Source organism: Serratia sp. SA088, from assembly GCF_049065515.1.
Taxonomy (GTDB): domain Bacteria; phylum Pseudomonadota; class Gammaproteobacteria; order Enterobacterales; family Enterobacteriaceae; genus Serratia; species Serratia nematodiphila.
This window is the reverse complement of record NZ_JBAKGW010000006.1, coordinates 274,760-300,818: the sequence shown is the minus strand read 5'-3', so window position 1 is coordinate 300,818 and position 26,059 is coordinate 274,760. Positions and strand designations below refer to the sequence as shown.

Below are 26,059 nucleotides of genomic sequence, written 5' to 3'. Positions count from 1 at the left end.
CACGCGCGGGGATATAATAATTAAATTGATTTATTTAATTCATATATGAATAAAACACATGAATTACTCACTCAAACAGCTGCGGGTGTTTGTCGCCATCGCTCGCCACGGCAGTTTCAGCCGCGCCGGCGAGGCGATCGGTCTGACGCAATCGGCGGTCAGCCACAGCGTGAAAGAGCTGGAAGCGGAGGTCGGCGTTCGCCTGCTGGATCGCACCACGCGTGAAGTGGTGTTGACCGATGCCGGCCTGCGGCTGGCCAACCGGGTCGAACGGTTGCTGGACGAGCTGCAGACCACTCTGCTGGATGTGCGCAGCTTTGGCGTACAGCGCAGCGGTACGGTGCGGGTGGCGACGAGCCAGACCATTTCCGCCCATCTGATGCCGCAGTGCATCGCCGCCGGCGAGCGCCAATACCCGGAGATCCGCATCATGCTGCGCGATCAGGCGCAGCAGCAGGTGCTGCACAGCGTGCGCAACGCGGAGGTGGATTTCGGCATCGTGGTCGATCCGGTGCAGGCGGTGGATCTGGAGTGCGAAGCGGTGCTGCACGAGCCGTTCCTGTTGCTGTGCCGCGACGATCATCCGTTCGCGGCGCAGCAGGCGGTGCATTGGTCGGCGCTGAACGGTTGCCGCCTGGTGTTGCAGGACTATGCGTCGGGCAGCCGACCGCTGATCGACAGCGCGCTGAGGCAGCAGGGCGTGGAGGCGCAGGTAGTGCAGGAAATCGGCCATCCGGCCACGCTGTTCCCGATGGTGGCGGAGGGGATCGGCATCAGCATTTTCCCGGCGTTGGCGCTGCCGCTGCCGGAAGGGGGGCGGCTCCGGGTGCGTCGGCTGGTGCCGGAGATCAACCGCGCGTTGATGCTGGTGCGGCGCAAGAACCGCTCGCTGACGCCGGCGGCGGAGGCCATCTGGCAGGTGGCGCGTCAGCAGGCGGCGCTGCTGCACCAGCGCCGGCAGGAAAACGCGGCATATTGACTCAGATATAGACGTCCACCGCGTTGAGCGGCGTCGGGCGGTTTACGCCGTCGCCGGATTGCGCTGCGGCTTTTGCCATCTGCTCCTGCTGCTGCTTTTCCATTTCTTCTTTCTGGATGCGTGCGATCTCGGCTTGCAACATCTTGATCTGCGCTTCGATCAGCTGTTTCTGCTTTTCGATTTCCTTAGGATCGGCGTCGGAGTCCTTTAGCTCCACCAACTTTTGCTGCAGCGACTGAATCTGCCGGTTCAGCGCCTTGATGCGGGCCGAGGCGCGGCTTTCGTTGAGGTTGACCGGTTCGTCATTGCCGTTGGCGCGTTCTTTTTTCTCCATCTTGCCGCCTTGCGGCTGGTTGTTGACCGGTTTGGCCATCAGCAATTCGCCCTGATGGCCCGGCGCGCTGAACACGTTGCTGACGCCGGGAACGGTATTTTTGATCGGTACGATCATGGTGATGGTGGTCGACATGAATGCTCTCCCTGAGTCGGTATATCGCTGTTCAGGGTATCGGCAGCGGCGGCTAAATCTTTACCTGCCGCAGGCGCGGCCAACGCTGCAGCCAGCCTTTGTCGAGCACGCGCTGGGCATAGGCCGCGCGATCGCCGTTTTTCGCGTTAAAGGTAATGGTGTCGTCGAACAGCGCCGCGAGCCCGAAGGGGGCCACCAGCGTGATGCTGTCGTCGGCGTTCAGGCGCGCGCCGATCGCCGTTTCCACTTCGGTCCAGAAGCTGATGGCCTCTTCGCTGTCGCGATAAGGCGCCCGGCCGCCGCGCAGGTGCATGCGCGCCTGGTTCTTGACCGACCAAGGTCGCGGCAGCCACTGTTGCAAACGCACCTCCAGCATGCGATCGCGCTCAGCGTCCGCACGCTCCGCATCGAAGTGGATCACGTCGATATCGTTGAGCGGCGTGGGCTCCGTATAGCCATGGCGCCGATCCCACACCAGATTGCGCACAAAGCCGGCGCCGAGGCACCAGTCATTCAAGCCGAGCCGGCGCACGGTGCGCAGGGCGGCCATGCGTGCGTTATCTTGTTGCAGCCAGTCGATAATTTGCCGTTGCGGATCCATCACCCCTCCTGTTTTCGCGGCTACTGTAACCCGAAGCGGCAACGGGTGAAATGGGGGAAAGCGTGATGGCGGCGATCGCGTGCAAAATAATTTTCTTTTCCCACTGACTACACTTGGTGCAGGGCTTTTATCTCGTCACGCAGGGCAAGGGAGGGGGCTATGTTTCAGGCAACGGTGGGCCAACGCGGCTATCGCTTTGGCGATCTGCGCCAGCTGATGGCGAAAGCATCGCCGGCGCGTTCCGGCGATTATCTGGCGGAGGTGGCGGCGGAGAGCGCCGAAGAGCGCATGGCGGCGCGCATCGCGCTGGCGGATGTGCCGCTCAAGGCGTTCCTGCAGCAGGTGCTGGTGCCGTACGAACAGGACGAGGTGACGCGCCTGATTATCGACAGCCACGACGCCGCCGCCTTTGAGCCCATCTCGCACCTCACGGTCGGCGATTTTCGCGACTGGCTGCTGAGCGAGCAGGCGGACAGCGCCATGCTGGCGCAGGTGGCCGCCGGCATTACGCCGGAGATGGCGGCGGCGGTAAGCAAGATCATGCGCAATCAGGATCTGATCCTGGTGGCGAAGAAATGCCGGGTGGTGACGCGCTTTCGCAATACCATCGGCCTGCCGGGCCACCTCAGCGTGCGGCTGCAGCCCAATCACCCGACCGACAGCCTGCAGGGCATCGCCGCCAGCATGCTGGACGGTCTGCTGTACGGCAGCGGCGACGCGGTGGTCGGCATCAACCCGGCCAGCGACAGCCTGCCGCTGCTGGAAAAGCTCAACTACATGCTGGACGACGTGATCCAGCGCTTCGCCATACCCACCCAATCCTGCGTGCTGACCCACGTGACCAACACGCTGCGGCTGATGGAGCGCGGCGCGCCGGTGGATCTGGTGTTTCAGTCGATCGCCGGCACCGAGGCGGCCAATCGCGGTTTCGGCATCAGCCTGGCGCTGCTGGCGGAGGCGCAGCAGGCGGCGCTGAGCCTCAGGCGCGGCACGCTGGGCGATAACGTGATGTATTTCGAAACCGGGCAGGGCAGTTGCCTGTCCGCCAACGCGCATCACGGCGTCGATCAGCAGACCTGTGAGGCGCGCGCCTATGCGGTGGCGCGCCATTTCTCGCCGCTGCTGATCAACACCGTGGTGGGGTTTATCGGCCCCGAATACCTGTATGACGGCAAACAAATTATCCGCGCCGGGCTGGAGGATCATTTCTGCGGCAAGCTGCTCGGCCTGCCGCTGGGCTGCGACGTCTGCTACACCAACCATGCCGAAGCCGATCAGGACGACATGGACACGCTGCTGACGCTGTTGGCCGCCGCCGGGCTGACGTTCCTGATCGGCGTGCCGGGCGCGGACGACATCATGCTCAATTACCAAAGCACTTCGTTCCACGATGCGCTCTATATCCGTGAACTGCTGGGGCTGAAGCACGCGCCGGAGTTCGCCGCCTGGCTGGCGGCGATGAACATCACCGACGAGCGCGGGCGGCTGCGCGACGCCGCCGCCAACCACCCGCTGTTGCTGGCGCTGCAGGGAGAACGGACATGAGCAAACCGGTTCACGTCAACAGTTGGGACTCGCTGCGCGCCTTTACCGACGCGCGCATCGCGTTGGGGCGCACCGGCGCCAGCCTGCCGACCGACGAGCTGCTGCGCTTCGGCCTGGCCCATGCCCAGGCGCGCGACGCGGTGCATCAGCCTTTCGACAGCGAGCGGCTGGCGGCGGATTTGCACCAGGCCGGTTGGCCCTCGCTGGCGGTGCACAGCCAGGCCGCCGACCGCGCCGCCTATCTGCGCCGTCCGGATCTGGGGCGGCGATTGGCGTCGGACAGCCGCAGCCTGCTGCTTGGCTCACCATCGCGCCGTGTCGATCTGCTGCTGGCGGTGGCGGATGGCCTTTCTTCCAAGGCGGTGCACCGCCAGGCATTGCCGCTGCTGCAGGCGCTGCGGCCCTATCTCGATACGCTGGGGCTGAACGTCTCACCGGTGGTGTTGGCGCATCAGGCGCGGGTGGCGCTGGGGGATGAGATTGGCGAATGCCTGCAGGCCCGGGCGGTGGCGGTGCTGATCGGCGAACGGCCGGGGCTGTCGTCGCCGGACAGCCTGGGCATTTATTTGACCTGGGAGCCGAATGCGCGCAGAACGGACGCCGAGCGTAACTGCATCTCCAACGTGCGGCCGGAGGGGCTGGATTACCCGCAGGCGGCGTTCCGTCTGGCCTGGCTGCTGGAGCAGGCGTTCCAGCGGCGGCTGAGCGGCATCGAGCTGAAGGACGAGAGCGACAATCCGGCGCTGCACAACCGGGTGACACCGCTTTACCCCCAGCTGGGCGGCTGACCGAGGGTTTGCTGCAGCAGGGCGGTGAAGGCCGCCAGCCGGGCGGACACCTTCGCCATCGGGCGCAGCAGATAGATGCCTTGCTGCTCATGGCGCGGATCTTCGAGCATCTGAACCAGTTGCCCATTCTGCACGTCCGGCCCCACCACCCAGTTGGGCAGGAAGGCAATGCCGAGGCCGAGCAGCGCCGCCTGGCGCTGCGCGGTGAAGTCGTCGCAGCGCAGCGCCATGGTGCAGCGGCTCATCAGCGCCGCGTCGAGGATCTGCGCCCAGCAGGCCGGCTGCTGTTTGTGGTAGCGGGCGATCAGCCGATGCTGCGGCAACGCTTCCAGATCGCTCGGCAGGCCATAGCGGGCGACGTAGGCGGGGCTGGCGCACATCACCCAGCGTTGCGTGGCGATACGGCTGGCGTACAGCGCGCTGTCCTTCTGTTCGCCGATGCGGAGGGCGGCGTCCAGCCGTTCCTGCGTCGGATCGGTCTGGCGTTCGGTCAGATCGAGATCGATAGACAGCTGAGGATAGCGTTCCGCCAGCGTCGGCAGCAGCGGCAGCACATAGGTTTTGCCGAAGGTCGGCAGGCAGCTGATGCGCAGCGTGCCCTGCGGCGTTTCGTTCAGCGCGTTCAGCTCGGCGTGAATGCCGGTAATGTCCGTCATCAGCGCGGCGGCGCGCGTCAGCAGCAGCTCGCCGGCGTCGGTCAGCAGCAGCCCACGGGTGGAGCGGACGAACAGCGTGGCGCCGAGCGCGCTTTCCAGGGCGTCGATATGGCGCACCAGCGAGGAGGGCACCATGCCCAGCCGGCGAGCGGCGGCGGAAAAGCTGCCCAGGCGGGCCACGTCGAGAAAGATCGGCAGATGTTCAACATAACGGGCGTCATTCATTTTTGCATTATATGCAAAAGCGTTTCTTATGAATACCCGCTTCTCTGTCGGCGGCGCTGCGGCTACTCTGGCTGCGGGTTGACGGCGGCTTCAACGCCGCTGCATCCCGGCCGTATAGAGAGAAAACGCATAAACCTCGCGGCGCTTAGCACTAAATAACAGATGTTTTTCCCAGGCTGCATGAGCCGCCTGCGGAGTTGATTGTCGCTCCAACACCAGATTAACCGTTCAATTTGATATCTGACTCGGCATTAATGATTAGTGAGCCTTTACTTTCACACGTCATGCCGTGGGTTCTGGATATCGGCCGGCCAGCCGTGCCGGTTTTTTTGTCGCCTCAGGCTGAATCGTTCCAACTGATGAACGCGCCTTGGGGGGCATCTTGGCCCACCGTCGGTGGGTCTTTTGAACGCGCAGGATCGCGATCCCGCGCTGGTGGAGGAGTGAGTCATGAACGAAAAACACGGGTGTTCCTGTGCGCGCCATTTGGCGCAGGGTTTTGCCAGGCAGTCGATCAACGCCGGGGAGGGCGAAATCTATCAAATCTCGCTGATGAGCGCGCTCATCGACGGGGTCTACGAGGGTGAAACCACCATTGCCGAGTTGCTCAAACACGGTGATTTCGGCCTCGGCACCTTCAATCACCTGGATGGCGAACTGATCGCTTTCGACCAGGAAATACACCAGCTGCGCGCCGACGGCAGCGCCCGCCCAGCCGGTTTGCAACAGAAAACCCCTTTCGCCGTCGTCACCTTTTTCCAGCCCAGTATCAGCCAGCAGTTCGACCGGCCGATCACCAAGGCGCAGCTGCACCAATGCATCGATGAACAGGTCGCCTCGCCGAACCTGTTTTGCGCGGTGCGGGTCGACGGTGAGTTCAGCCACGTGGAAACCCGCACCGTGCCGCGTCAGGAACGGCCCTATCGCCCGATGCTGGAAGCGATAGAAGAGCAGCCGACCTTCTCGTTTCATCAACGGCGCGGCACGCTGGTCGGCTTCCGCTCGCCGGATTACATGCAGGGCATCGGCGTGGCCGGCTATCACGAACATTTCGTTACCGACGACCGCAGCGGCGGCGGCCACGTGCTGGATTACCAGCTCGATCACGGCCGCCTGCAGTTCGGCGTCATCACCCGTCTCAATCTTCAGTTGCCGCATGATGCGGATTTCTTGCGCGCCAACCTCTGCCCAGAGGATTTGGATCGCGCGATTCGTTCCGCCGAGGGCTAACCCCGGCGATCGTTTTCTTAGGAGGTGGAACCATGGCACAGGAAAAAACAGGCAATGACTGGCAATGCGGCGCCGATTTGGTGGTGAAAAATCTGGAAGCACAGGGCGTCAAACACGTTTTCGGCATTCCGGGCGCCAAGATCGACCGGGTGTTCGACTCGCTGGAGGACGCACCGTCGATTGAAACGGTGGTGGTGCGGCATGAGGCCAACGCGGCCTTTATGGCGGCGGCGGTCGGCCGCCTGACCGGCAAGGCCGGGGTGGCGCTGGTCACCTCCGGGCCGGGCAGCTCCAACCTGATCACCGGGCTGGCCACCGCCACCTCGGAGGGGGACGCGGTAGTGGCCTTTGGCGGGGCGGTGAAGCGCGCCGACAGCCTGAAGCAGACACACCAGAGCATGGATACCGTCAGCATGTTCCGGCCGGTGACCAAGTATTGCGCCGAAGTGCACGCCGGTTCGGCGATTTCCGAGGTGATCGCCAACGCCTTCCGCCGCGCCGAGTTTGGCCGGCCGGGAGCCTCGTTCGTCAGCCTGCCGATGGATATCGTCAATGAACCGGTCAGCGCGCCGGTGTTGGCCGGCTGCCGCTTGCCGCGCATGGGGGCCGCGGCGGCGGACGACATCCAGGCGGCGGTGAAGCTGATCCGCCAGGCCAAATGCCCGGTATTGCTGCTCGGTTTGCAGGCTAGCCGGCCGGAGAACAGCGAGGCGGTGCGCCATCTGCTGTACCGCACCCACATGCCGGTGGTCGGCACCTATCAGGCGGCGGGAGTGATCGACGTCAATCACTTCGCCCGTTTCGCCGGCCGCGTTGGCCTGTTCAACAATCAGCCGGCCGATCAGCTGTTGCAGAAGGCCGATCTGGTGGTGAGCGTCGGCTATGATCCGATCGAATACGATCCCTGCATGTGGAACAGTCATGGGCGGCTGAAACTGGTGCACATCGACGTGCTGCCGGCGGATATCGATACCTGCTATCGGCCTGACGTCGAGCTGGTGGGCAACATCAGCGCCACGTTGAACATGATGACCGAAACGTTCAATGAGGCGGTCTGCGTGCCGCCGGAGGTGGAGCTGATCCTCACCGATCTCGGCCGCCAGCGCACAGAACTGGCGGAGCGCGCCGCGCGCCGCGGCGGCATGCCGATCCACCCGCTGCGCATCGTCAAGGAGCTGCAGGATATCGTCAGCGACGACGTGACGCTGTGCGTGGACATGGGCAGCTTCCACATCTGGATCGCCCGCTATCTTTACAGCTTCCGCGCCCGCCAGCTGTTGATCTCCAACGGCCAGCAAACCATGGGGGTGGCGCTGCCGTGGGCCATCGGCGCGGCGTTGGTGCGCCCCGGCGACAAGGTGGTGTCGATCTCCGGCGACGGCGGATTCATGCAGTCGAGCATGGAGCTGGAGACCGCGGTGCGGCTGAAAAACAACATCGTGCACGTGATCTGGGTCGATAACGCCTACAATATGGTGGAGATGCAGGAAGTGAACAAATACCAGCGCAAATCCGGCGTGGAGTTCGGGCCGATTGACTTCAAGGCCTATGCGGAATCCTGCGGCGCGGTCGGTTTCGCCGTGCAGTCGGTGGACGATCTGCGGCCGATGCTGCGCAAGGCGATGGCGATCCAGGGGCCGGTGGTGGTGGCCATTCCGGTCGACTACGCCGACAACTATAAGCTGATGGCGCAGATGAACTTCAGCCAGATGATTTAATTTCATCATCGCGTGGTTTCACCGGGGCAGGCCGCTTGCGCGCCTGCCCGTTTTTATGCGCGGAATTTGTCCTTTACATCGCTAACTGCATGATTTATTGCTATCCGTTGGGCTGTTTTTTCACCACTGGGGATAGCGCAATGAAAAGAAAAGCAATAACGATCGGGCTGCTGGCGTTGGCGATTGCCGGCGGCGTGCGGGCCAATACGCTGGTCTACTGTTCTGAAGGCTCGCCGGAAGGTTTCAACCCGCAGCTGTTCACCTCCGGCACCACGGTGGATGCCAGCTCGGCGGCGATCTACAACCGGCTGGTGGATTTCAAACCCGGCACCGTCGAGCTGCAACCCAGCCTGGCGGAAAGCTGGGAGGTCAGCGAAGACGGCAAGCGCTATACCTTCCACCTGCGCAAGGGCGTGGCATTCCAGAGCAATAAATATTTTACCCCCACCCGCGATTTCAACGCCGATGACGTCATCTTCTCGTTTATGCGCCAGAAGGACGCCAACAACCCGTATCACAAGGTCTCCAACGGCGCCTACACCAACTTCGAGTCGATGGAGTTCGGCACGCTGATTGACCGGATCGTCAAGGTGGATGACCACACCGTGCGCTTTGAGCTCTCCCGCGCCGAGGCGCCGTTCGTCGCCGATCTGGGCATGTACTTTGCCACCATTTTATCGGCGGAATATGCCGACGCGATGCTGAAGGCCGGCACGCCGCAGCGGGTGGACAACGATCCGATCGGCACCGGGCCGTTCCAGCTGGTGCAGTACCAGAAGGACGCAAAAATCCTCTACAAGGCGTTCGACCGCTACTGGGAAGGCAAACCGAAGATCGATCGGCTGGTGTTCTCGATCACGCCGGATGCGACGGTGCGTTACGCCAAACTGCAAAAGAACGAGTGCCAGGTGATGCCGTTCCCCAACCCGGCGGATCTGGCGCGCATGCGGCAGGACGGCAACCTGCAGGTGATGGAAAAATCCGGCCTGAATATCGGCTTCCTGGCGTTCAACACCCAGAAGAAGCCGTTGGATAACGTCAAGGTGCGCCAGGCGTTGGCGCTGGCTGTCAACAAGCCGGCGATCATCGACGCGGTGTTCCACGGCGCCGGCCAGCCGGCCAAGAATCTGCTGCCGCCGACCCAATGGGGCAGCAACGCGCAGCTCGAAGATTATCCGTATTCGCCGGAACGGGCGAAGCAGCTGCTGCAGGAGGCCGGGCTGGGGCAGGGGTTCGATATCGATCTGTGGGCGATGCCGGTGCAGCGGCCCTATAACCCCAACGCCAAGCGCATGGCGGAGATGATCCAGGCCGACTGGGCCAAGATCGGCGTGCGCGCCAAAATCGTCACCTTCGAGTGGGGCGAGTATTTGCAGCGGATTAAAAACGGCGAGCACCAGACCGCGCTGATGGGCTGGACCACCGCCAACGGCGATCCGGACAACTTCTTCGGCCCGCTGTTCACCTGCGCTTCGCTCGGCGGCTCCAACTCGGCGAAATGGTGCTACAAACCGTTCGACCAGTTGATCCTGCAGGCGCGCGAGGAGAACGATCACGCCAAACGGGTGGCGATGTATCAGCAGGCGCAGGTGGTGATGCACGATCAGATGCCGGCGCTGATGATTGCGCACTCGACCATCTTCGAACCGGTGCGCAAGGAAGTAAAAGGCTACGAGATAGACCCGTTCGGCAAACACATCTTCAAACAGGTGTCGCTGGAGAAATAACCACGAGGCCGGGTTAACCCGGCCTTTTTCATGCCTGCGGCGCGTCGCAGTGATAGCGGCCGCGCGGGATCACCAGCGGCGTGTGGGACAGCGGATCGTCGATGATCATGCACGGCATGCCGAACACCCGCTCCACCAGTTCGGCGGTGATGATCTCCGTCGGTTTCCCTTCCGCCACGATCTTGCCGTCGCGCATGGCGATGATGTGATCGGCATAGCGGCAGGCGTGGTTGAGATCGTGCAGCACCGCGATCAGGGTTTGACCGCGCTCGCGGTTGAGCTGGCGGAACAGATCCAGCAGCTCGATCTGGTGCGCGATGTCCAGATAGGTGGTCGGCTCATCCAGCAGCAGCAGCGGCGTTTGCTGTGCCAGCGCCATCGCCACCCAGACGCGCTGACGCTGCCCGCCGGACAGCTCGTCGACGCTGCGATCCGCCAGCTGGCTGACGTTGGTGGCCGCCATGGCGGCTTCCACCGCCTGTTTGTCGGCCTGCGTCCATTGTTTCAGCAGGCTTTGGTGCGGATAGCGGCCGCGCGACACCAGGTCCGCCACGGTGATGCTGTCCGGCGCGATCGAAGTTTGCGGCAGCAGCCCAAGCTCGCGCGCCAGCGCCTTGGTGGCGAAGCTGCTGATGTTCTTGCCGTCCAGCATCACCTCGCCGGCGCTGGGTTTCAGCAGGCGGCACAGGGCGCGCAACAGCGTCGATTTGCCGCAGGCGTTCGGCCCGACGATCACCGTGAAGGCGCCGTCGGGGATCGCCACGCTCAGATCGTCAGCGATGATTTTATTGTCGTAGCCCAGCTTCAGGTGCGAGGCGTGCAGGCGGTGGCTCATGGCATTATCACTCTTCATTATCTGCGGGCCTCTCGGATGAGCAGCCAAATCAGGTACAGGCCGCCGATGCAGACGGTCACAACCCCGACCGGCAGTTGGATCGGCGCGAAAAGATGTTGGGACACCACGTCGGCGCCGAGCAGCAACGCCGCGCCCATCAGCGCCGAGGAGGTCAGGGTGACCGAGGATTGGCCGGCGAGGCGACGGGCGATCTGCGGCGCCGCCAGCGCGATAAAGGAAATCGGCCCGGCGGTGGCGGTGACGGCGGCGGTGAGGGTAACGCCGAACAGCATCAGCCACAGCCGGCTGCCTTCGGCGTTAACGCCCAGCGCGCGCGCCGTGTCATCGCCCATTTCCAGCAGCTGCAGCCGTTTGCCCATCAGCAGCGCGGCCGCGGCCGCCAGCACGATGAACGCCGTGGCGGGCTGGGCTTTTTGCCAGGTCATGCCGTTGAGCGAACCGGCCTGCCACATGGCGGCGTCCATGGCGCGCTCGAGCGAGGCGGTGATGATCAGCCAGGTGTTGGTGGAGACCAGCACTGCGCTGATGGCGATGCCGACGATGATCAACCGGAAGCCGGCGATGCCTTGCCGCCAGGCCAGCAGATAGATGGCCAGCGCGGCGAGAATGCCGCCGGCCAGCGCGCCGCCGGCGATGTAATAGTAGCCGCCGTTGAACAGGGTGATGGCGATCAGCGCGCCGGTGTAAGCCCCCATGTTAAAGCCGATCACGTCCGGGCTGCCGAGCGGGTTGCGGATAATTGACTGGAAAATGGCGCCGCTCATGCCGAGCGCGGCGCCTAACAACAGCGCCATGGCGATGCGCGGCAAGCGCCATTGGGTGACCACGGTCACCAGGTTTTTCGGCGCCTCGCCGGTCAGCGCGGCAAAGACTTGCTCCAGCGAAAGTTGCAGCGTGCCGTAGCACAGGGCGGCGACGGCCATCGCCAGACACAGCGCCAACAGTGAAAGGTTGACCAGCAGCAGGCGCAGCGGCAGGCGCCCGTTGATGACGCCGTCCGGGCGGCCGATATGCAGCGTATGCGGCAGACTCATCACAGACCCCCCAGCGTTTTCTTGCGGCGCACCAGCCAGATCAGCACCGGCGCGCCGATGAAGGCCGCCACGATGGAAACCCGCAGCTCACCGGCCGCCAGCAAGCGGCCGACCACGTCGGCGCACAGCAGTAAAATCGGCGCCAGCAGCATGGAGTAGGGCAGGATCCAGCGCTGGTCGGGGCCGACCCACCAGCGGGCGATATGCGGCACCATCAGGCCGATGAAACTGATTGGGCCGACGGTGGCGGTTGCCGCGCCGCACAGCAGCGTGATGGCGATCACCGCGATCACCTGAGTCAGCACCACGCGCGCGCCGAGTGCGATAGCCAGATCTTCCCCCATACCGATGGTATTCAGCGGCCGGGCGATGAGCAGCGTCAGCAGGCAGCCGAGCAAAATGGCGGGGGCGGTGACTGGCAGCGTGGACAGCGTGCGGATATCCAGCGTGCCGGCCTGCCAGAAGCGCAGTTGGTCGAAGGTTTGCGGATCGATCAGCGACAGCCCGGTGGTGATGCCGAGCAGCACCGCGCCGATAGCCACGCCGGCCAGCGTCAGCCGCACCGGGTTGATGCGCCCGCCCGCCAGCGTGCCGATCAGGTAGACCAGCAGGGTGGTGAGGGCTGCGCCGGCAAAGGCGTAGGCCATGTAGCTTTCGGTGGTGGCGGCGCCGAAAAACATGATGCCGATGACCACGGCGAAGCTGGCGCCGGCGTTGATGCCGAGCACGCCGGGATCGGCCAGCGGGTTGCGCGTCAGCGCCTGAATCAGCGCGCCGGCGGCGCCGAGCGCCATGCCGGCCAGGATGCCCGCCAGCGTACGGGGCACCCGGGCATTGAGAATGATGGTGCTGTCGGAACCGCTCGCGGCGCCCTGCAGGCTGAGCCAGACGGTATGGAAGGGGATGGCTTTGGAACCCAGCATCAGGCTGGCCATGATGCACAGCAGCAACAGCGCCAAACCGATACCGAACCCGGCGATGCGTTTGAAGCCACTGGCGTAAGCTTCGTGCGGTGCGGACGAAAGCGTCCGCTCAGTCGGAGTGGGTACGTTCACACCGGTAACTCCTGTATGATTTTTATTCTCATTGTTATTTGCGTTCATGCGGGGCAATAGTAGCACGAGTTTACGCCCGCATGCACCCGCCGGTTGGTGGCAAAGGTGCGTGGACGATGTTAATAACTATTGATATTTCAATTGATTGAATGTGAACGTTCGCCCCGCTTGCGGAAAGTGTCGGCAGGGGGCTGACCTGCCGACGGCGTGATTCAGGGCTTTTTGAACAACCGTTCGATTTGATTCAGCATGTTGGTGGCGCTGTAGTAATCGAGGCGGAAGGTGTCGTTGCCGACGGCGTAGACGTGCCGCTGTTCCACCGGCTCCAGATGTTTGAGGAACGGGTTGGTCAGCACCTCTTGCACTTTGCGCTCATTGGTGGCGAACAGGATCAGGGTTTTGCCATTCAGACCTTCGGCCATTTTTTCGCCGGAGATCTGGATGATGTCATGGCGTTTACCCATGCTGGTGTTGCCTTTGGCGCTTTCCGGCGGGGTGGCCAGCTGGAAGCCGAGCTGGGTCAGCAGTTTGCCTTGGGCGGAACCCGGCGTCCACAGCATGGCCTCGCGGCCGTTGTCGGCATACACCAGCGGAGTGGTGGGCTGCGGCGGCAGCGCGATCGCCTGTTTCACTTGCTCCACGCGCTGCTCGAAACGATCTTCCGCCTGTTTGGCGCCGGCTTCATGACCGGTGATCTCGCCGAGCTCGCTGGCCAGCTGTTGCCAGCTTTTGTCGCCATAGTCGAGCACCAGAGTCGGCGCAATGGCGGACAGCTGGTCATAAAGTTTCAACGCCGAATCACCGCCGGTCGCGGCGACGACGATCAAATCCGGCGCGGCGGCGGCGACGGCCTCGGCATTGGGCTCCACCTGGTACAGCCGCTCGACGTGGCGCTGTTTGGCCACCTCGCTCCACTGGGTAAAGAAACCTTGTTTATCGGCCACCAGGGGATTTGGGCTGGTGGCGGCGCTGGCGACCACCGGGGCATCGATCGCCAACAGCGTGCCGGTGATGGTGACGCTGGTGGACACGATGCGCTGCGGCGGTTTTTCCAGCGTGAATTTCCCTTTGACGCTGTCGATGGTGCGCGGCCAACTGCCGTCGGCTGCGGGGGCGGACGGTTTCTGTCCGTCGCTCTTGTCGTCCGGGCCGCAGCCGCTGAGCAACAGGCTGGAAGTGGCGATAAATGCAATGAACAGCTGGCGTAAGGATAGGGTCATGAGCGGGCTCTTTCTTTCCTTGAACTAAGGCGTATCAATCCGGCGGCGGATTGGCTGCGTGGTGGATGCCGGCTAATTTACCATTCAAGCCGCCAAAATGATAACCATTCGTATCTCAGCGCGTGGTGAAGGAAAGAATAGAAAGAAGAAGCGGAGTGACAGAAACGAAAAAAGCGCCAAAAGGCGCTTTTTTCTGAATTGGTGGGTCGTGCAGGATTGATTCGGCCTGTGGCCTCACCCTGCGGGCAACGCTGCGCGTTGTCGTATCGCTGCGCGATGCTCGAACCTCTACGGTTCTTCATCCTGCACGACTCGGTAAACTATGCCTGCGAGAAGATGAAGTCGGGAGCAGGTGGCGCAGAAACGAAAAAAACGCCAAAAGGCGCTTTTTTCTGAATTGGTGGGTCGTGCAGGATTGATTCGGCCTATGGCCTCACCCTGCGGGCAACGCTGCGCGTTGTCGTATCGCTGCGCGATGCTCGAACCTCTACGGTTCTTCATCCTGCACGACTCGGTAAACTATGCCTGCGAGAAGATGAAGTCAGAGGTGGGTGGCGCAGAAACGAAAAAAGCGCCAAAAGGCGCTTTTTTCTGAATTGGTGGGTCGTGCAGGATTCGAACCTGCGACCAATTGATTAAAAGTCAACTGCTCTACCAACTGAGCTAACGACCCGCAGAAGTGGTGGGTGATGACGGGCTCGAACCGCCGACCCCCTCCGTGTAAAGGAGATGCTCTACCAACTGAGCTAATCACCCACTTCAGGACTTCCAGGTTACTGCTAAACGAGAGAATGATGGTGGGTGATGACGGGCTCGAACCGCCGACCCCCTCCGTGTAAAGGAGATGCTCTACCAACTGAGCTAATCACCCTCATTCGTTCTCATTTTTTCTCAACAAGATGGTGGGCGATGACGGGCTCGAACCGCCGACCCCCTCCGTGTAAAGGAGATGCTCTACCAACTGAGCTAATCGCCCCGTCTTGTTGGAGTCGCATTATAGGGATAGTTCAAAGTGAGTCAACGGTTTTTAAAATGATTTCAATCGTTCGCCGCAAATTTAGGCAGGGCGCGATAATAATCGCCAGCAGCGCCGATTCTTTGCGCGATGCTATGCGAAACTCGCCGCAAAACGCGCGAAATCGACCGGTGCAATATCGTGTCGGCGTTGAGGAATTAGCGCGTGGTGATACAATGTCGTCCACTCTTTTTTCAATTCCGAGCAATCGTCGGCAACCGCCGACACGCGTTGCGTAATAAGGCAGTGAACCCAATGAAAATCAAAACCCGTTTTGCACCGAGCCCGACCGGCTATCTTCACGTCGGCGGCGCGCGTACCGCACTTTATTCCTGGTTGTTCAGCCGCCATGCGGGCGGTGAGTTCGTTCTGCGTATCGAAGATACCGATCTGGAACGTTCTACCCAGGACGCGATCGACGCAATTATGGATGGCATGAACTGGTTGAACCTGGATTGGGATGAAGGCCCGTACTTCCAGACCAAGCGTTTCGATCGCTACAACGCGGTCATCGACGAAATGCTGGATCAGGGCACGGCCTATAAATGCTATTGCTCCAGGGAGCGTCTGGAAGCGCTGCGCGAGAAGCAGATGGAAAATGGCGAAAAGCCGCGTTACGACGGCCACTGCCGCGACAGCCAGTGCAGCCACACCGACGACGAGCCGCACGTGGTGCGCTTCCGCAACCCGCAGGAAGGGTCGGTGATCTTCGACGATAAAATTCGCGGCCCGATCGAATTCAGCAACCAGGAGCTGGACGATCTGATCATCCGCCGTACCGACGGTTCGCCAACCTATAACTTCTGCGTCGTTGTCGATGACTGGGACATGGAAATCACCCATGTGATCCGCGGTGAAGACCACATCAACAACACCCCGCGCCAGATCAACATTCTGAAAGCGCTGGGCGCGCCGGTGCCGGAATACGCGCACGTGTCGATGATCCTCGGCGACGACGGTAAAAAGCTGTCCAAACGTCACGGCGCCGTGGGCGTGATGCAGTACCGCGACGATGGCTATCTGCCGCAGGCGCTGCTGAACTACCTGGTGCGTCTGGGCTGGTCCCATGGCGATCAGGAGATCTTCTCCATCGACGAGATGAAAGAGTTCTTCACGCTGGAAGCGATCAACAAATCCGCCAGCGCGTTCAACACCGAGAAGCTGCAGTGGCTGAACCATCACTACATCAACCATATGCCGGCGGAAGAAGTGGCGGTGCATCTGGCGTGGCACGTTGAGCAACTGGGTCTTGAAACCCGCAACGGTCCGGAACTGAAGGACATCGTCAAGCTGCTGGGCGAGCGTTGCAAGACGCTGAAGGAAATGGCGGAGTCTTGCCGTTACTTCTACGAAGACTTCAGCGAGTTCGACGCCGACGCCGCCAAGAAACACCTGCGCCCGGTTGCACGTCAGCCGCTGGAAGCGGTGCGCGCCAAGCTGGCCGCCATCACCGTCTGGACGCCGGAAAATGTGCATGATGCCATTCAGGGTACGGCGGACGAGCTGGGCGTCGGCATGGGCAAGGTTGGCATGCCGCTGCGCGTGGCGGTGACCGGCGCCGGTCAGTCGCCGGGCATGGACGTGACCGTGCATGCGATCGGCCAGAAGCGTTCGCTGCAGCGCATCGATATGGCGCTGGCTTATATCGCCGAGCGTGAAGCGCAGGCCTGATTAGGCTGATACGCTGTCCATAAAGAAAAAGCCCCGAGGAGCAATCTCGGGGCTTTTTTCATGGCGGTTGTCAGGCGTGTTCGCTGGCCGGCAAACCGGGGCGATAGGCGAGGAAATACATCAGCCCGACAAAGCCGGCGCCGCCCAACGCATTGCCGAGAAATACCGCGACGAAATTAGGCAGGTACTGTTCCCAGCCCATGCCGCCGGCGAAGATGGCCGCCGGAATGATGAACATGTTCGCCACCACGTGTTGGAAGCCGATGGCGACAAAAGCCATGACCGGGAACCACATGCCGATCACTTTGCCCGGCACATCTTTGCTGGCGAAGGCTAACCACACCGCCAGGCATACCAGCCAGTTGCAGCCGACGCCGGAGATGAAGGCGTGCAGGAAGTCCGCATCCACTTTGGCCTGCGCGATCGCCAGCGTCTTATGTAAAAACGCGCCTTCGGTCAGGCCCAGCAGGTGGCCGAAGAAGTAGGCGACGGCCACGCTGCCGGCGAAGTTGGCCAGGGTGACCCAAAACCAGTTGCGTAGCACGGCGATGGCGGGAATTTCACGGGCGAACCAGGCCATTGGCAAGGTCATCATGTTGCCGGTCAGTAGTTCGCCGCCGGCCAGAATGGTCAGGATCAAACCGATAGGGAACACCGCGGCGCCCAACAGCGCGCCGAAAGAGCCCCATTCGGCCGGCAGGGTGCCGATGACGTGAATATCCAGCAGGAAGCCGGTGGCGATAAAGGCGCCGGCGAGAAAGCCCAGAATCAGCAGATTAGCGAGCGGGGCGCGGCTTTTGTTTACCCCGGCCTGAACGGCGAGGGCGGCGATTTCTTTTGGTGAATGCAAAGACATGACGGACTCGGTTTATAGTAATGAAGTTTATGGCGCGGGCAGTCTATGCCGCTCGGGAGTCCGACTCAAGCGCATTTCGCTAACATTCCGTTAATTAAAAATCAACGTGATATGCAGGGTCTTTCGCCATTTTGAGATGTAGCGCGCAAAATGGATGAACTCTGCGCAAAGTGATGATTTTTTGGCGCCAAAGATGCTGATTTGGCGGCTTTTTCAACGCTTGATTCAGTAATTCAATTTAGCCGTTGACAGCTTTGAGCGGGTTTCATATTATGCGCCCCGTTCACAGCACAAAGTGATTGTGGAACGGGGCTATAGCTCAGCTGGGAGAGCGCTTGCATGGCATGCAAGAGGTCGACGGTTCGATCCCGTCTAGCTCCACCAATCTTCTTCTCAGAAAGGTTGGGGATACCGTAACGCCGGTCAAAGCGTACCACTTTTGTGGGGCTATAGCTCAGCTGGGAGAGCGCTTGCATGGCATGCAAGAGGTCGACGGTTCGATCCCGTCTAGCTCCACCACCATTTAAAAAGCCGACCTTAGGGTCGGCTTTTTGCTTTTCGTCATTCAACTATTGCCGAATAACAACCAATAAAAAAGGCGCCCGCAGGCGCCTTGTTATCGCAGTTGGTTCGAGGCTTAGCCCAGCACCAGACCCGCGATGGAAGCGGACAGGATGCTGACCAGCGTAGAGCCGTACACCAGCTTCAGGCCAAAGCGTGACACCACGTTGCCCTGGTGTTCGTTCAGGCCCTTGATCGCACCGGCCACGATGCCGATGGAAGAGAAGTTGGCGAAGGACACCAGGAACACCGACAGGATCCCCAGGCTGCGCGGCGACAGCTCGGCAGAGACTTTCTGCAGTTCCATCATGGCCACGAATTCGTTGGAAACCAGCTTGGTGGCCATGATGCTGCCAACCTGCAGGGCTTCGTGCTTAGGAATGCCCATGATCCAGGCGAACGGATAGAAGAAGTAACCGAGGATTTCCTGGAAGCTCAGGCCGAAAATGGCGCTGAACACACCGTTGAGCGCGGCGATCAGGGCGATGAAGCCAATCAGCATCGCGGCGACGATAATCGCTACTTTGAAGCCCGCCAGGATGTATTCACCCAGCATTTCAAAGAAGCTCTGGCCTTCGTGCAGGTTGCCGAGGTGCAGCTCTTCTTCTTTATTGGTGTCGTACGGGTTGACCAGCGACAGCACGATAAAGGTGCTGAACATGTTCAATACCAGCGCCGCCACCACGAATTTGGCATCCAGCATGGTCATATAGGCGCCGACGATGGACATGGAAACCGTAGACATCGCGGTCGCCGCCATGGTGTACATGCGCTTTTCCGACATCTTGCCCAGGATATCCTTGTAGGCGATGAAGTTTTCGGATTGCCCCAGGATCAGCGAGCTGACGGCGTTAAACGACTCCAGCTTGCCCATGCCGTTCACTTTCGACAGCACGGTGCCGATAATGCGGATGATGAACGGCAGCACCTTGATGTACTGCAGAATACCGATCAGCGCCGAAATGAAGACGATCGGGCACAGCACCTTCAGGAAGAAGAACGCCAGGCCTTTGTCGCCCATGCCGCCGAACACGAAATCAGTCCCTTGTCCCGCAAACCCGAGCAGTTTGTCAAACAGCGCGGCGAATCCTTTTACGAAGCCCAAACCCGCTTCCGAATGCAGGAAAAAGTAGGCCAGCAGTACTTCGATAACCAGTAGTTGAATAACATAGCGAATGCGGATGCTTTTACGATCGCGGCACACCAACAGGGCCAGGATCGCTACCACCACTATCGCCAACGCAAAGTGCGCAATATGGGACATGTTTGCTCCAAATTTGAGGCAGGCTGAATTTCGGCTGTCATTTTATGTAACGCTACGTTTAAAAACGAGACTTCTATTGCAAATATGGAAAATCATAGTGGGAGTTCTCCTAAAGTGTTGCGCAAAAGCATAAAAAATCAAGATGTTAAAGCAGCAATAGGAAATTCGTATTCTTGTGCTAACCTGTCTTTCAGGGGTATTGCAGCCAAAATCCCATCAGAAAAGCACGGAAATCGGCAAGCTCCGCGCTGAACCCTTCGATAAAACCGTTAATGTTGGCTATTACAGAGATAAGTTTTACCGCTCTAAATGCGCTTGATAATTATTATCATTTATATAGAGTGGAGATAAACGTAATTTCAGTAAGGGTTCAACATATGCTGAACAGTCGCGTGGTTGAAACCACCTCCGGTCGCTCCGCCAGAAAAATCAAACTCTCGCTCATGGGGCCCGCCTTCATCGCCGCTATCGGCTATATCGATCCCGGCAACTTCGCCACCAACATCCAGGCCGGCGCCTCATTCGGCTACAGCCTGCTGTGGGTGGTGGTTTGGGCCAACGTGATGGCGATGCTGATCCAGCTGTTGTCCGCCAAGCTGGGCATCGCCACCGGGAAAAATCTGGCCGAGCATATTCGCGATCGCTTTCCGCGGCCGGCGGTGTGGGCCTATTGGGTACAGGCGGAGATCATCGCCATGGCGACCGATCTGGCTGAGTTTATCGGCGCGGCGATCGGCTTCAAGCTGCTGCTCGGTGTCTCTCTGTTACAGGGCGCAGTGCTGACCGGCATCGCCACCTTTTTAATTCTGATGCTGCAAAAACGCGGGCAAAAGCCGCTGGAGCTGGTGATCGGCGGGCTGTTGTTGTTCGTCGCCGCCGCTTACATCGTCGAGCTGGCTTTCTCCCAGCCGCAGTTGGCGCCGCTGCTGAAGGGGATGGCGCTGCCCGATTTGCCTAACGGCGATGCGGTATTCCTGGCTGCCGGGGTATTGGGCGCCACCATCATGCCGCACGTGATCTATCTGCATTCGTCGCTCACCCAAATCGGCGGCGAGCACGACAAGGCGGAACGCTATGCCGCCACCAAAGTCGACGTCGCCGTGGCTATGACCATCGCCGGTTTCGTTAATCTGGCGATGATGGCCACCGCCGCCGCCGCGTTTCATTTCAGCGGCCACAGCGGCATCGCCGATCTCGACGTGGCTTACCTGACGCTGCAACCGCTGCTCGGGCACGCCGCCGCCACCGTGTTCGGCCTGAGCCTGGTGGCCGCCGGCCTCTCTTCTACCGTGGTGGGCACGCTGGCGGGGCAGGTGGTGATGCAGGGGTTCGTGCGTTTCCATATTCCGCTGTGGCTGCGGCGCGCGGTGACCATGCTGCCGTCGTTTATCGTCATCATGTTGGGGATGGATGCGACGCGCATTCTGGTGCTGAGCCAGGTGCTGCTCAGCTTCGGCATTGCGCTGGCGCTGGTGCCGCTGCTGGCTTTCACCGGCAATCGGGCGCTGATGGGGGAAATGGTCAACGGCCCGCTGGTGCAAAATCTGGGCAAGCTGATCGTACTGGTGGTGGTTGGGTTGAACGGCTACCTGCTGATCGGCAGCGTGCTGTAAGCGAAAACAGTGCGGGCCGGCGTTGCGCCGGCCCGTCGTCGTTAATCGCGGTCGTCATCGCCGTGGCGGCGCCAGCGATCGCGGTCATGATCGTGATGGTGCTTTTTCTCTTTCTTCCAGTGGTGCTTATCGTAGTGTTTGTCGTATTTACGATAGCGTCCTTCATGATAGTAATAGTGTTTACGCCAGTAGTCGCCATCGCGCCAGCGATAGCCGTCCCAGTAGTAACCGCGACGGCTGCGGTCGCCGAGATAACGGCCCTGATGGCCTTGCCACCAGTCGCGATCCCGCCAATCGTAACCGTCCCAGTAACGGCCGCGGTTATCCTGATCGCCGATGCGCAATGAAACGCCCGGCATCAGATCGATGCTGATCCCTTCGGCATGCGCCTGCTGTACGGCGGGCAGTACCGTCGCCGCCAAAATGGCGGCCAAGAGCAGAGGTTTAAACATGGCTTCTCCTTCCCGCTTGCGCGGCCTGGCCGTTTGTCACTTTATGAAGCGCGTTCATCAGTTTAAAAGCGGCCTTATCGTTATTTTTGCTGCAATATCGGCATCATAGCGCCGGCATATAGGGTTGAATCTGAGAGCCACTCTGAAAATGATGCAGGAGGTTAAGATTTGAGATTTTTCTGGAGTATCGCCGCTCGATTGAACGGCGGAATTTGTAAACGATTACAATAAGATGTTCTCGATCTGCGCGAGCTCTTCTTCACTGAAGTGACGATTGGCCAGCATGCCCACCGCGTCTTCTATCTGCGCATTCTTGCTGGCGCCGATCAGCACTGAGGTCACGCGATCGCCGCGCAGCACCCAGGCCAGTGCCATCTGCGACAGCTTCTGCCCGCGTTGCCGCGCCAGCGCATCGAGGCGGCGCACCTTGTCCAGTCGCTCGGCGGTCAGCTGCTCCGGCTGCAGGAAGCGGCTGCCGCTGGCGGCGCGAGAATCTTGCGGGATGCCGTGCAGGTAGCGATCGGTCAGCAGGCCGCCCGCCAGCGGCGAGAAGGCGATAGATCCGACGCCATGTTCCTCCAGCGTATCCAGCAACGCCGTCTCCGGCCCGCGTTCCAACATCGAATACTTCGGTTGATGGATCACGCACGGCGTGCCGAGCTGCTGCAGAATGGCGAAGGCCTGTCGCGCGCGCTCGGCCGGGTAGTTGGACAGGCCGACATACAGCGCTTTGCCCTGGCGCACCAGCAGATCCAGCGCCGCCATGGTTTCTTCCAGCGGCGTGTCCGGATCCGGCCGATGATGATAAAAGATATCCACATACTCCAACCCCATGCGCCTCAGGCTCTGATCGAGGCTGGCGACCAGGTACTTTTTCGAGCCCCAATCACCGTAGGGGCCGGGCCACATGGTGTAACCGGCTTTGGAGGAGACGATCAGCTCATCGCGCCAGGCCCGCAGATCGGCGTTGAGAATGCGGCCAAAGTTCTCCTCGGCGGCGCCGGGCGGCGGGCCGTAGTTATTGGCCAGATCGAAATGGGTAATGCCGCGATCGAAGGCGCAGCGGATCAGGCCGCGGGCGTTATCGTACAAAGTGGCGTCGCCGAAGTTGTGCCACAGGCCGAGTGAGACGGCGGGCAGCTTCAGCCCGCTGCGGCCGCAGCGCCGGTATTCCATATCTTGATAACGCGAGGGGGAGGCTGGGTAAGACATAGTTATCCTTGTCGGCGAGAGGTGAAGTGCTTTGAGTGTATACGTTTCCACACCGTGTTGCCGCGGGAGCGATCACGGCGCCGGCATGTAACGCCAGGTTGCCGTTCGATGCCGGGATGATTGTTCGAAATTTGAACGGCATCTTCGATAATTAAGATAATCGCTTCAGCTGCAGACAGGTGATGATCATGACTCAGACCTATACGGTGGCCGATTATCTGCTCGATCGTCTGGCCCAAATCGGCATCCGTCATTTCTTCGGCGTGCCGGGGGATTACAACCTGCAATTTCTCGATCGCGTCCTCGCGCATCCGCAAATCACCTGGGTAGGCTGCGCCAACGAGTTGAACGCCGCCTATGCGGCTGACGGCTATGCGCGCTGCAAACCGGCGGCCGCGCTGCTCACCACCTTTGGCGTGGGGGAGCTGAGCGCGTTGAACGGGGTGGCCGGCAGCTACGCCGAATACCTGCCGGTGATCCACGTGGTCGGCTCGCCGGCGCAGCGCGCCCAGCGCGCCGGTGATTTGCTGCATCATTCGCTGGGGGATGGCGACTTCACTCATTTCGCCCGGATAGCCAAAGAGGTGACCGTCGCGCAGGCCGACCTGACCGCCGACAACGCCGCGCTGGAGATAGACCGCCTGATCGGCGTCGCCTTGCTGGAGCATCGCCCGGTTTACCTGATGTTGCCCAGCGACGTCGCGCAGGCGCCGCTGCCGAGTAAACCGGCGCCGCTGATGCTGCGCCAGGCCAGGCTGTCGCGGAGCGCATTGCAGGCGTTTATCGCCGCAGCGCGTGAAAAGCTGCAATCGGCGCGGCAAGTGTCGCTGCTGGCGGACTTTCTGGCGGACCGCTTTGGTGTTGAAACGGCGCTGGATAGCTGGATGCAGGAAGTGGCGATCCCGCACGCCACGCTGCTGCTCGGCAAGGGCGTGCTGGATGAGAACCGCGCAGGTTTTGTCGGCACCTACTGCGGCGGCGCTTGCGATCCGTCGGTGCAACAGTCGATCGAAAACGCCGACGTGGTGATCAACGTCGGCGTGCGCTTCACCGACACCATTACCGGAGGATTCACGCATCATCTGCCGGTGGAAAAATGCATCGATATTCAACCGTTCGAAGCCTGGGTCGGGCGGCAGCGCTTTAGCCGCATTCCGATGCGCGAGGCGGTGCAGGCATTGCACCGCCTGAGCCTGTCGCTGGCGTCGCGTTGGCCGTTGCCGCCGATCGTCCGCCCGGCGCTGCCGGAAGGCGATGGGGAAGGGCTGGATCAGCACGCCTTCTGGCGGCAAGTACAGGATTTCCTGCGGCCGGGGGATATCGTGCTGGCCGATCAGGGTACCGCCTGTTTCGGCGCGGCGGCGCTGACGTTGCCGCGTGGCTGCCGCCTGATCGTGCAGTCGCTCTGGGGATCGATCGGCTATACCCTGCCGGCGACGTTCGGCGTGCAGACCGCCGAACCGCAGCGCCGGGCAGTATTGCTGATCGGCGACGGCGCCGCGCAGTTAACCGTGCAGGAACTGGGATCGATGCTGCGCGACGGGCTTAAACCGGTGATCTTTGTGTTGAACAATCAGGGGTATACCGTTGAGCGCGCGATCCACGGGCCGGAGCAACGTTATAACGACATCGCGCGCTGGAACTGGACGCAGTTGCCGAAGGCGTTGGCCGGTGATCGGCCGGTGAAGGCGTTGCGGGTCAGCGATCCGGACGGATTGCGTCAGGCACTGCGCGAGGTAGCGGACGACGAGCGGCTGGCCTTCATCGAAGTGATGCTGCCGAAGATGGACATTCCGGAACTCCTCGATACCGTCTCTCGCGCCATTCAGGCGCGCAACGCCGCCGCTTAAGGCAGGGTGTCGCCCAGCAGGCGCTCCAGCATCCAGAACCCCGCCGGGCCCGGCGGGGTCAGTTTGGACCAGACCGCATCCACCGAAATCAGTTTGGGCCAGCCGCGCGGCCGCAGCTGGGTGAGCCTGGCGTGGCCGTATTGCTGCACCAGCCAGTGCGGCAACACCGCCCAACCGAATCCCTGTTCCGCCATCTCCAGCAACAGCAGATAGCTGGGTGCCGACCAGACCAGCCCGCCTTGCCTGGCCGCCTCGGCGCCGGTGTAGGTGTTCAGGATCAACTGGCGGGTGCTGGACAATTGCTCCGGCGTCGGCGCAGCGACCGGCGCCAGCGGATGCTGATGGGCGACGAACAGCCCCATTTCGGTCTGCTCAGGCAGCCGGGAGAAGGCGATATCCGGCGGATAACTTTTTTGCACTTCCACCATGCCCAAGTGCGCGCGGCCGCTTTGCAGCAGATCGATAACGTCGCCTTCCTCAGCGATCATCCATTCCAGCTCAATCTCCGGGTAGCGCTGTTCGAACAGTTGCATCAACCGATCGTGATGCTTGGGCTGGTAGGTATCGGAAAACACCATGCTCAGGCGCGGTTCAACCTCGCCCGCCAACTGAATGCTCAGGGCGTCGAGGCGTTCGCTGGCGGCGAGGATCGCCTGCACATGTCCCAGCACTTTGCGGCCGGCAGCGGTGAGCACCGGCTGGCGCGCGCCGCGATCGAACAGGGTCAGCGCCAGGTCCGCCTCCAGATTGGCGATGGCGGTGCTGATGGTGGATTGGCTTTTGCGCAATTTGCGCGCGGCGGCGGAAAACGAGCCGAGGGCGGCGGCTTCGACAAACGCGTGCAACGCTTCCGGGGAATAGTGCATGATCTATCTACTTTATCGATGGAACCTATTTTTAATCTACCCAAAAAAGCGATGATAATCACTTGGCTTTCGCAACAACTGTTGAAAAAAAGGTGATGTATGCAACTGCAAAACAAGTCTCTCATTGAACGTATCGTCCACGCCGTCGGTTTCGAGGCCATCGCCGTGATGGTTTGCGCCCCGCTGGGCGCGTGGCTGCTGAACCGTTCAATGGTGCAGGTCGGTGCGTTGGCGCTAATGCTCTCCACCGTCGCGATGCTGTGGAACATGGTTTACAACACGGTGTTCGACCGCCTGTGGCCGGTCAGCCGGGTGGTGCGTAACCTGAAGGTGCGTGCGCTGCACGCCGTCGGCTTTGAAGCCGGTTTTATCCTGATCGGCGTGCCGATCGCCGCCTGGATGCTGAGCATCTCCTGGACGCAGGCGTTTATGCTGGAAATCGGTTTCTTCCTGTTCTTCCTGCCGTACACCATGGCCTATAACTGGCTGTACGACATGCTGCGTCAGCGCTGGTTCGAGGCGCGCCAGCCGATCAATTCCGGCGCCAAATAAGGCGTCGTCAGCCCGGCGATTCTCAGGTAAGGTCAGAGGATCGT

At 61.2% G+C, this 26,059-nt stretch carries 22 protein-coding genes, 6 tRNA genes and 2 other RNA genes; 12 read left to right on the top strand and 18 right to left on the bottom strand.

Annotated features, from left to right (window positions below):
- Positions 1 to 58: 58 nt before the first annotated feature.
- A complete protein-coding gene (locus tag ACOWVD_RS17290; RefSeq protein ID WP_049243165.1) occupies positions 59 to 979 on the top strand; it encodes a LysR family transcriptional regulator in 921 nt (306 codons plus the stop codon).
- Between the two features lies 1 nt (position 980).
- Here the strand turns inward: ACOWVD_RS17290 and ACOWVD_RS17285 are convergent, their stop codons facing one another.
- Together ACOWVD_RS17285 and ACOWVD_RS17280 are read right to left on the bottom strand one after the other, a co-directional pair.
- On the bottom strand, positions 981 to 1,448 hold the full coding sequence (locus ACOWVD_RS17285) for a FlxA-like family protein (RefSeq protein WP_049243168.1): 468 nt from the start codon (positions 1,446 to 1,448) through the stop codon (positions 981 to 983).
- Between the two features lie 52 nt (positions 1,449 to 1,500).
- Complete coding sequence (locus ACOWVD_RS17280; protein WP_015378665.1) at positions 1,501 to 2,049, bottom strand: nucleotidyltransferase family protein; 549 nt, start codon at positions 2,047 to 2,049, stop codon at positions 1,501 to 1,503.
- 159 nt (positions 2,050 to 2,208) lie between these two features.
- Here ACOWVD_RS17280 and ACOWVD_RS17275 point away from each other — a divergent pair, with 159 nt between their 5' ends.
- A complete protein-coding gene (locus ACOWVD_RS17275) occupies positions 2,209 to 3,594 on the top strand; it encodes an ethanolamine ammonia-lyase subunit EutB (protein WP_004936427.1) in 1,386 nt (461 codons plus the stop codon).
- The gene (gene eutC, locus ACOWVD_RS17270) at positions 3,591 to 4,382 is read left to right on the top strand and encodes an ethanolamine ammonia-lyase subunit EutC (protein ID WP_197800070.1); all 792 of its coding nucleotides are present in this window, start codon (positions 3,591 to 3,593) and stop codon (positions 4,380 to 4,382) included. The genes ACOWVD_RS17275 and eutC overlap by 4 nt, the downstream gene beginning before the upstream one ends.
- Here the strand turns inward: eutC and ACOWVD_RS17265 are convergent.
- Entirely contained in the window at positions 4,361 to 5,263 is a 903-nt protein-coding gene (locus tag ACOWVD_RS17265) for a LysR family transcriptional regulator (protein ID WP_049188764.1), read from the bottom strand. The two genes, eutC and ACOWVD_RS17265, sit on opposite strands and share 22 nt — an antisense overlap.
- A 450-nt stretch (positions 5,264 to 5,713) precedes the next feature.
- Here ACOWVD_RS17265 and budA point away from each other — a divergent pair, with 450 nt between their 5' ends.
- From budA to ACOWVD_RS17250, 3 genes are all read left to right on the top strand, one after another.
- The gene (gene budA, locus ACOWVD_RS17260; RefSeq protein ID WP_004936416.1) at positions 5,714 to 6,493 is read left to right on the top strand and encodes an acetolactate decarboxylase; all 780 of its coding nucleotides are present in this window, start codon (positions 5,714 to 5,716) and stop codon (positions 6,491 to 6,493) included.
- 32 nt (positions 6,494 to 6,525) lie between these two features.
- Positions 6,526 to 8,211 (top strand): acetolactate synthase AlsS, encoded by a 1,686-nt coding sequence (gene alsS, locus ACOWVD_RS17255; protein WP_004936413.1) that lies wholly within the window; start codon positions 6,526 to 6,528, stop codon positions 8,209 to 8,211.
- A 140-nt stretch (positions 8,212 to 8,351) separates the two neighbouring features.
- Positions 8,352 to 9,938 (top strand): ABC transporter substrate-binding protein, encoded by a 1,587-nt coding sequence (locus tag ACOWVD_RS17250; RefSeq protein WP_421105702.1) that lies wholly within the window; start codon positions 8,352 to 8,354, stop codon positions 9,936 to 9,938.
- Positions 9,939 to 9,966: 28 nt separating this feature from the next.
- Here the strand turns inward: ACOWVD_RS17250 and ACOWVD_RS17245 are convergent, their stop codons facing one another.
- The 10 genes from ACOWVD_RS17245 to ACOWVD_RS17200 all read right to left on the bottom strand — a co-directional run bounded on the left by ACOWVD_RS17245 (position 9,967) and on the right by ACOWVD_RS17200 (position 15,079).
- On the bottom strand, positions 9,967 to 10,773 hold the full coding sequence (locus tag ACOWVD_RS17245) for an ABC transporter ATP-binding protein (protein ID WP_164095978.1): 807 nt from the start codon (positions 10,771 to 10,773) through the stop codon (positions 9,967 to 9,969).
- Between the two features lie 17 nt (positions 10,774 to 10,790).
- Positions 10,791 to 11,828 carry an iron-enterobactin ABC transporter permease gene (gene fepG / locus ACOWVD_RS17240; protein ID WP_004936405.1) on the bottom strand — a complete coding sequence of 346 codons (1,038 nt, stop codon included), beginning with the start codon at positions 11,826 to 11,828 and terminating at the stop codon, positions 10,791 to 10,793.
- A complete protein-coding gene (gene fepD / locus ACOWVD_RS17235) occupies positions 11,828 to 12,883 on the bottom strand; it encodes a Fe(3+)-siderophore ABC transporter permease (RefSeq protein ID WP_421105701.1) in 1,056 nt (351 codons plus the stop codon). Before fepD ends, fepG begins: the two co-directional genes overlap by 1 nt.
- A gap of 212 nt (positions 12,884 to 13,095) precedes the next feature.
- A complete protein-coding gene (gene fepB / locus ACOWVD_RS17230; protein WP_004936399.1) occupies positions 13,096 to 14,103 on the bottom strand; it encodes a Fe2+-enterobactin ABC transporter substrate-binding protein in 1,008 nt (335 codons plus the stop codon).
- Positions 14,104 to 14,302: 199 nt separating this feature from the next.
- Positions 14,303 to 14,426: non-coding RNA, RtT sRNA (locus tag ACOWVD_RS17225), on the bottom strand.
- 75 nt (positions 14,427 to 14,501) lie between these two features.
- Positions 14,502 to 14,625, bottom strand: a non-coding RNA gene (locus ACOWVD_RS17220) — RtT sRNA.
- 75 nt (positions 14,626 to 14,700) lie between these two features.
- Positions 14,701 to 14,776: transfer RNA gene (locus tag ACOWVD_RS17215), tRNA-Lys, on the bottom strand.
- A 7-nt stretch (positions 14,777 to 14,783) separates the two neighbouring features.
- A tRNA-Val gene (locus ACOWVD_RS17210) sits at positions 14,784 to 14,859 on the bottom strand.
- 39 nt (positions 14,860 to 14,898) lie between these two features.
- Positions 14,899 to 14,974: transfer RNA gene (locus tag ACOWVD_RS17205), tRNA-Val, on the bottom strand.
- A 29-nt stretch (positions 14,975 to 15,003) separates the two neighbouring features.
- Positions 15,004 to 15,079: transfer RNA gene (locus ACOWVD_RS17200), tRNA-Val, on the bottom strand.
- A gap of 294 nt (positions 15,080 to 15,373) precedes the next feature.
- On the opposite strand from ACOWVD_RS17200, the gene gltX reads away from it, so the two are divergent.
- Positions 15,374 to 16,789 carry a glutamate--tRNA ligase gene (gltX, locus tag ACOWVD_RS17195; RefSeq protein ID WP_049243119.1) on the top strand — a complete coding sequence of 472 codons (1,416 nt, stop codon included), beginning with the start codon at positions 15,374 to 15,376 and terminating at the stop codon, positions 16,787 to 16,789.
- Positions 16,790 to 16,859: 70 nt separating this feature from the next.
- On the opposite strand, the gene ACOWVD_RS17190 is transcribed toward gltX, so the two are convergent.
- Positions 16,860 to 17,645, bottom strand: a complete 786-nt coding sequence (locus ACOWVD_RS17190) for a formate/nitrite transporter family protein (RefSeq protein ID WP_015378658.1) — start codon at positions 17,643 to 17,645, stop codon at positions 16,860 to 16,862.
- A 308-nt stretch (positions 17,646 to 17,953) separates the two neighbouring features.
- On the opposite strand from ACOWVD_RS17190, the gene ACOWVD_RS17185 reads away from it, so the two are divergent.
- Positions 17,954 to 18,029: transfer RNA gene (locus ACOWVD_RS17185), tRNA-Ala, on the top strand.
- Between the two features lie 59 nt (positions 18,030 to 18,088).
- Positions 18,089 to 18,164 (top strand) — tRNA-Ala (locus ACOWVD_RS17180).
- Positions 18,165 to 18,282: 118 nt separating this feature from the next.
- On the opposite strand, the gene ACOWVD_RS17175 is transcribed toward ACOWVD_RS17180, so the two are convergent.
- Positions 18,283 to 19,470, bottom strand: coding sequence for a NupC/NupG family nucleoside CNT transporter (locus tag ACOWVD_RS17175; protein ID WP_004936373.1), 1,188 nt, complete (start codon positions 19,468 to 19,470; stop codon positions 18,283 to 18,285).
- Positions 19,471 to 19,847: 377 nt separating this feature from the next.
- On the opposite strand from ACOWVD_RS17175, the gene ACOWVD_RS17170 reads away from it, so the two are divergent.
- Positions 19,848 to 21,083: an Nramp family divalent metal transporter gene (locus ACOWVD_RS17170; protein ID WP_004936371.1), complete on the top strand. Its 1,236-nt coding sequence runs from the start codon at positions 19,848 to 19,850 to the stop codon at positions 21,081 to 21,083.
- Positions 21,084 to 21,124: 41 nt separating this feature from the next.
- On the opposite strand, the gene ACOWVD_RS17165 is transcribed toward ACOWVD_RS17170, so the two are convergent.
- Both ACOWVD_RS17165 and mgrA read right to left on the bottom strand, forming a co-directional pair.
- Positions 21,125 to 21,535: a DUF2502 domain-containing protein gene (locus ACOWVD_RS17165; protein WP_197798936.1), complete on the bottom strand. Its 411-nt coding sequence runs from the start codon at positions 21,533 to 21,535 to the stop codon at positions 21,125 to 21,127.
- Between the two features lie 222 nt (positions 21,536 to 21,757).
- A complete protein-coding gene (gene mgrA, locus ACOWVD_RS17160; RefSeq protein ID WP_049240046.1) occupies positions 21,758 to 22,747 on the bottom strand; it encodes an L-glyceraldehyde 3-phosphate reductase in 990 nt (329 codons plus the stop codon).
- 188 nt (positions 22,748 to 22,935) lie between these two features.
- On the opposite strand from mgrA, the gene ACOWVD_RS17155 reads away from it, so the two are divergent.
- Positions 22,936 to 24,597 carry an alpha-keto acid decarboxylase family protein gene (locus tag ACOWVD_RS17155; protein WP_049240047.1) on the top strand — a complete coding sequence of 554 codons (1,662 nt, stop codon included), beginning with the start codon at positions 22,936 to 22,938 and terminating at the stop codon, positions 24,595 to 24,597.
- On the opposite strand, the gene ACOWVD_RS17150 is transcribed toward ACOWVD_RS17155, so the two are convergent.
- On the bottom strand, positions 24,594 to 25,463 hold the full coding sequence (locus ACOWVD_RS17150; protein WP_164095523.1) for a LysR family transcriptional regulator: 870 nt from the start codon (positions 25,461 to 25,463) through the stop codon (positions 24,594 to 24,596). The two genes, ACOWVD_RS17155 and ACOWVD_RS17150, sit on opposite strands and share 4 nt — an antisense overlap.
- A 99-nt stretch (positions 25,464 to 25,562) precedes the next feature.
- Between ACOWVD_RS17150 and ACOWVD_RS17145 the strand changes: the two genes are divergently transcribed.
- Positions 25,563 to 26,015, top strand: a complete 453-nt coding sequence (locus ACOWVD_RS17145; protein ID WP_049240044.1) for a multidrug/biocide efflux PACE transporter — start codon at positions 25,563 to 25,565, stop codon at positions 26,013 to 26,015.
- Positions 26,016 to 26,059 lie beyond the last annotated feature (44 nt).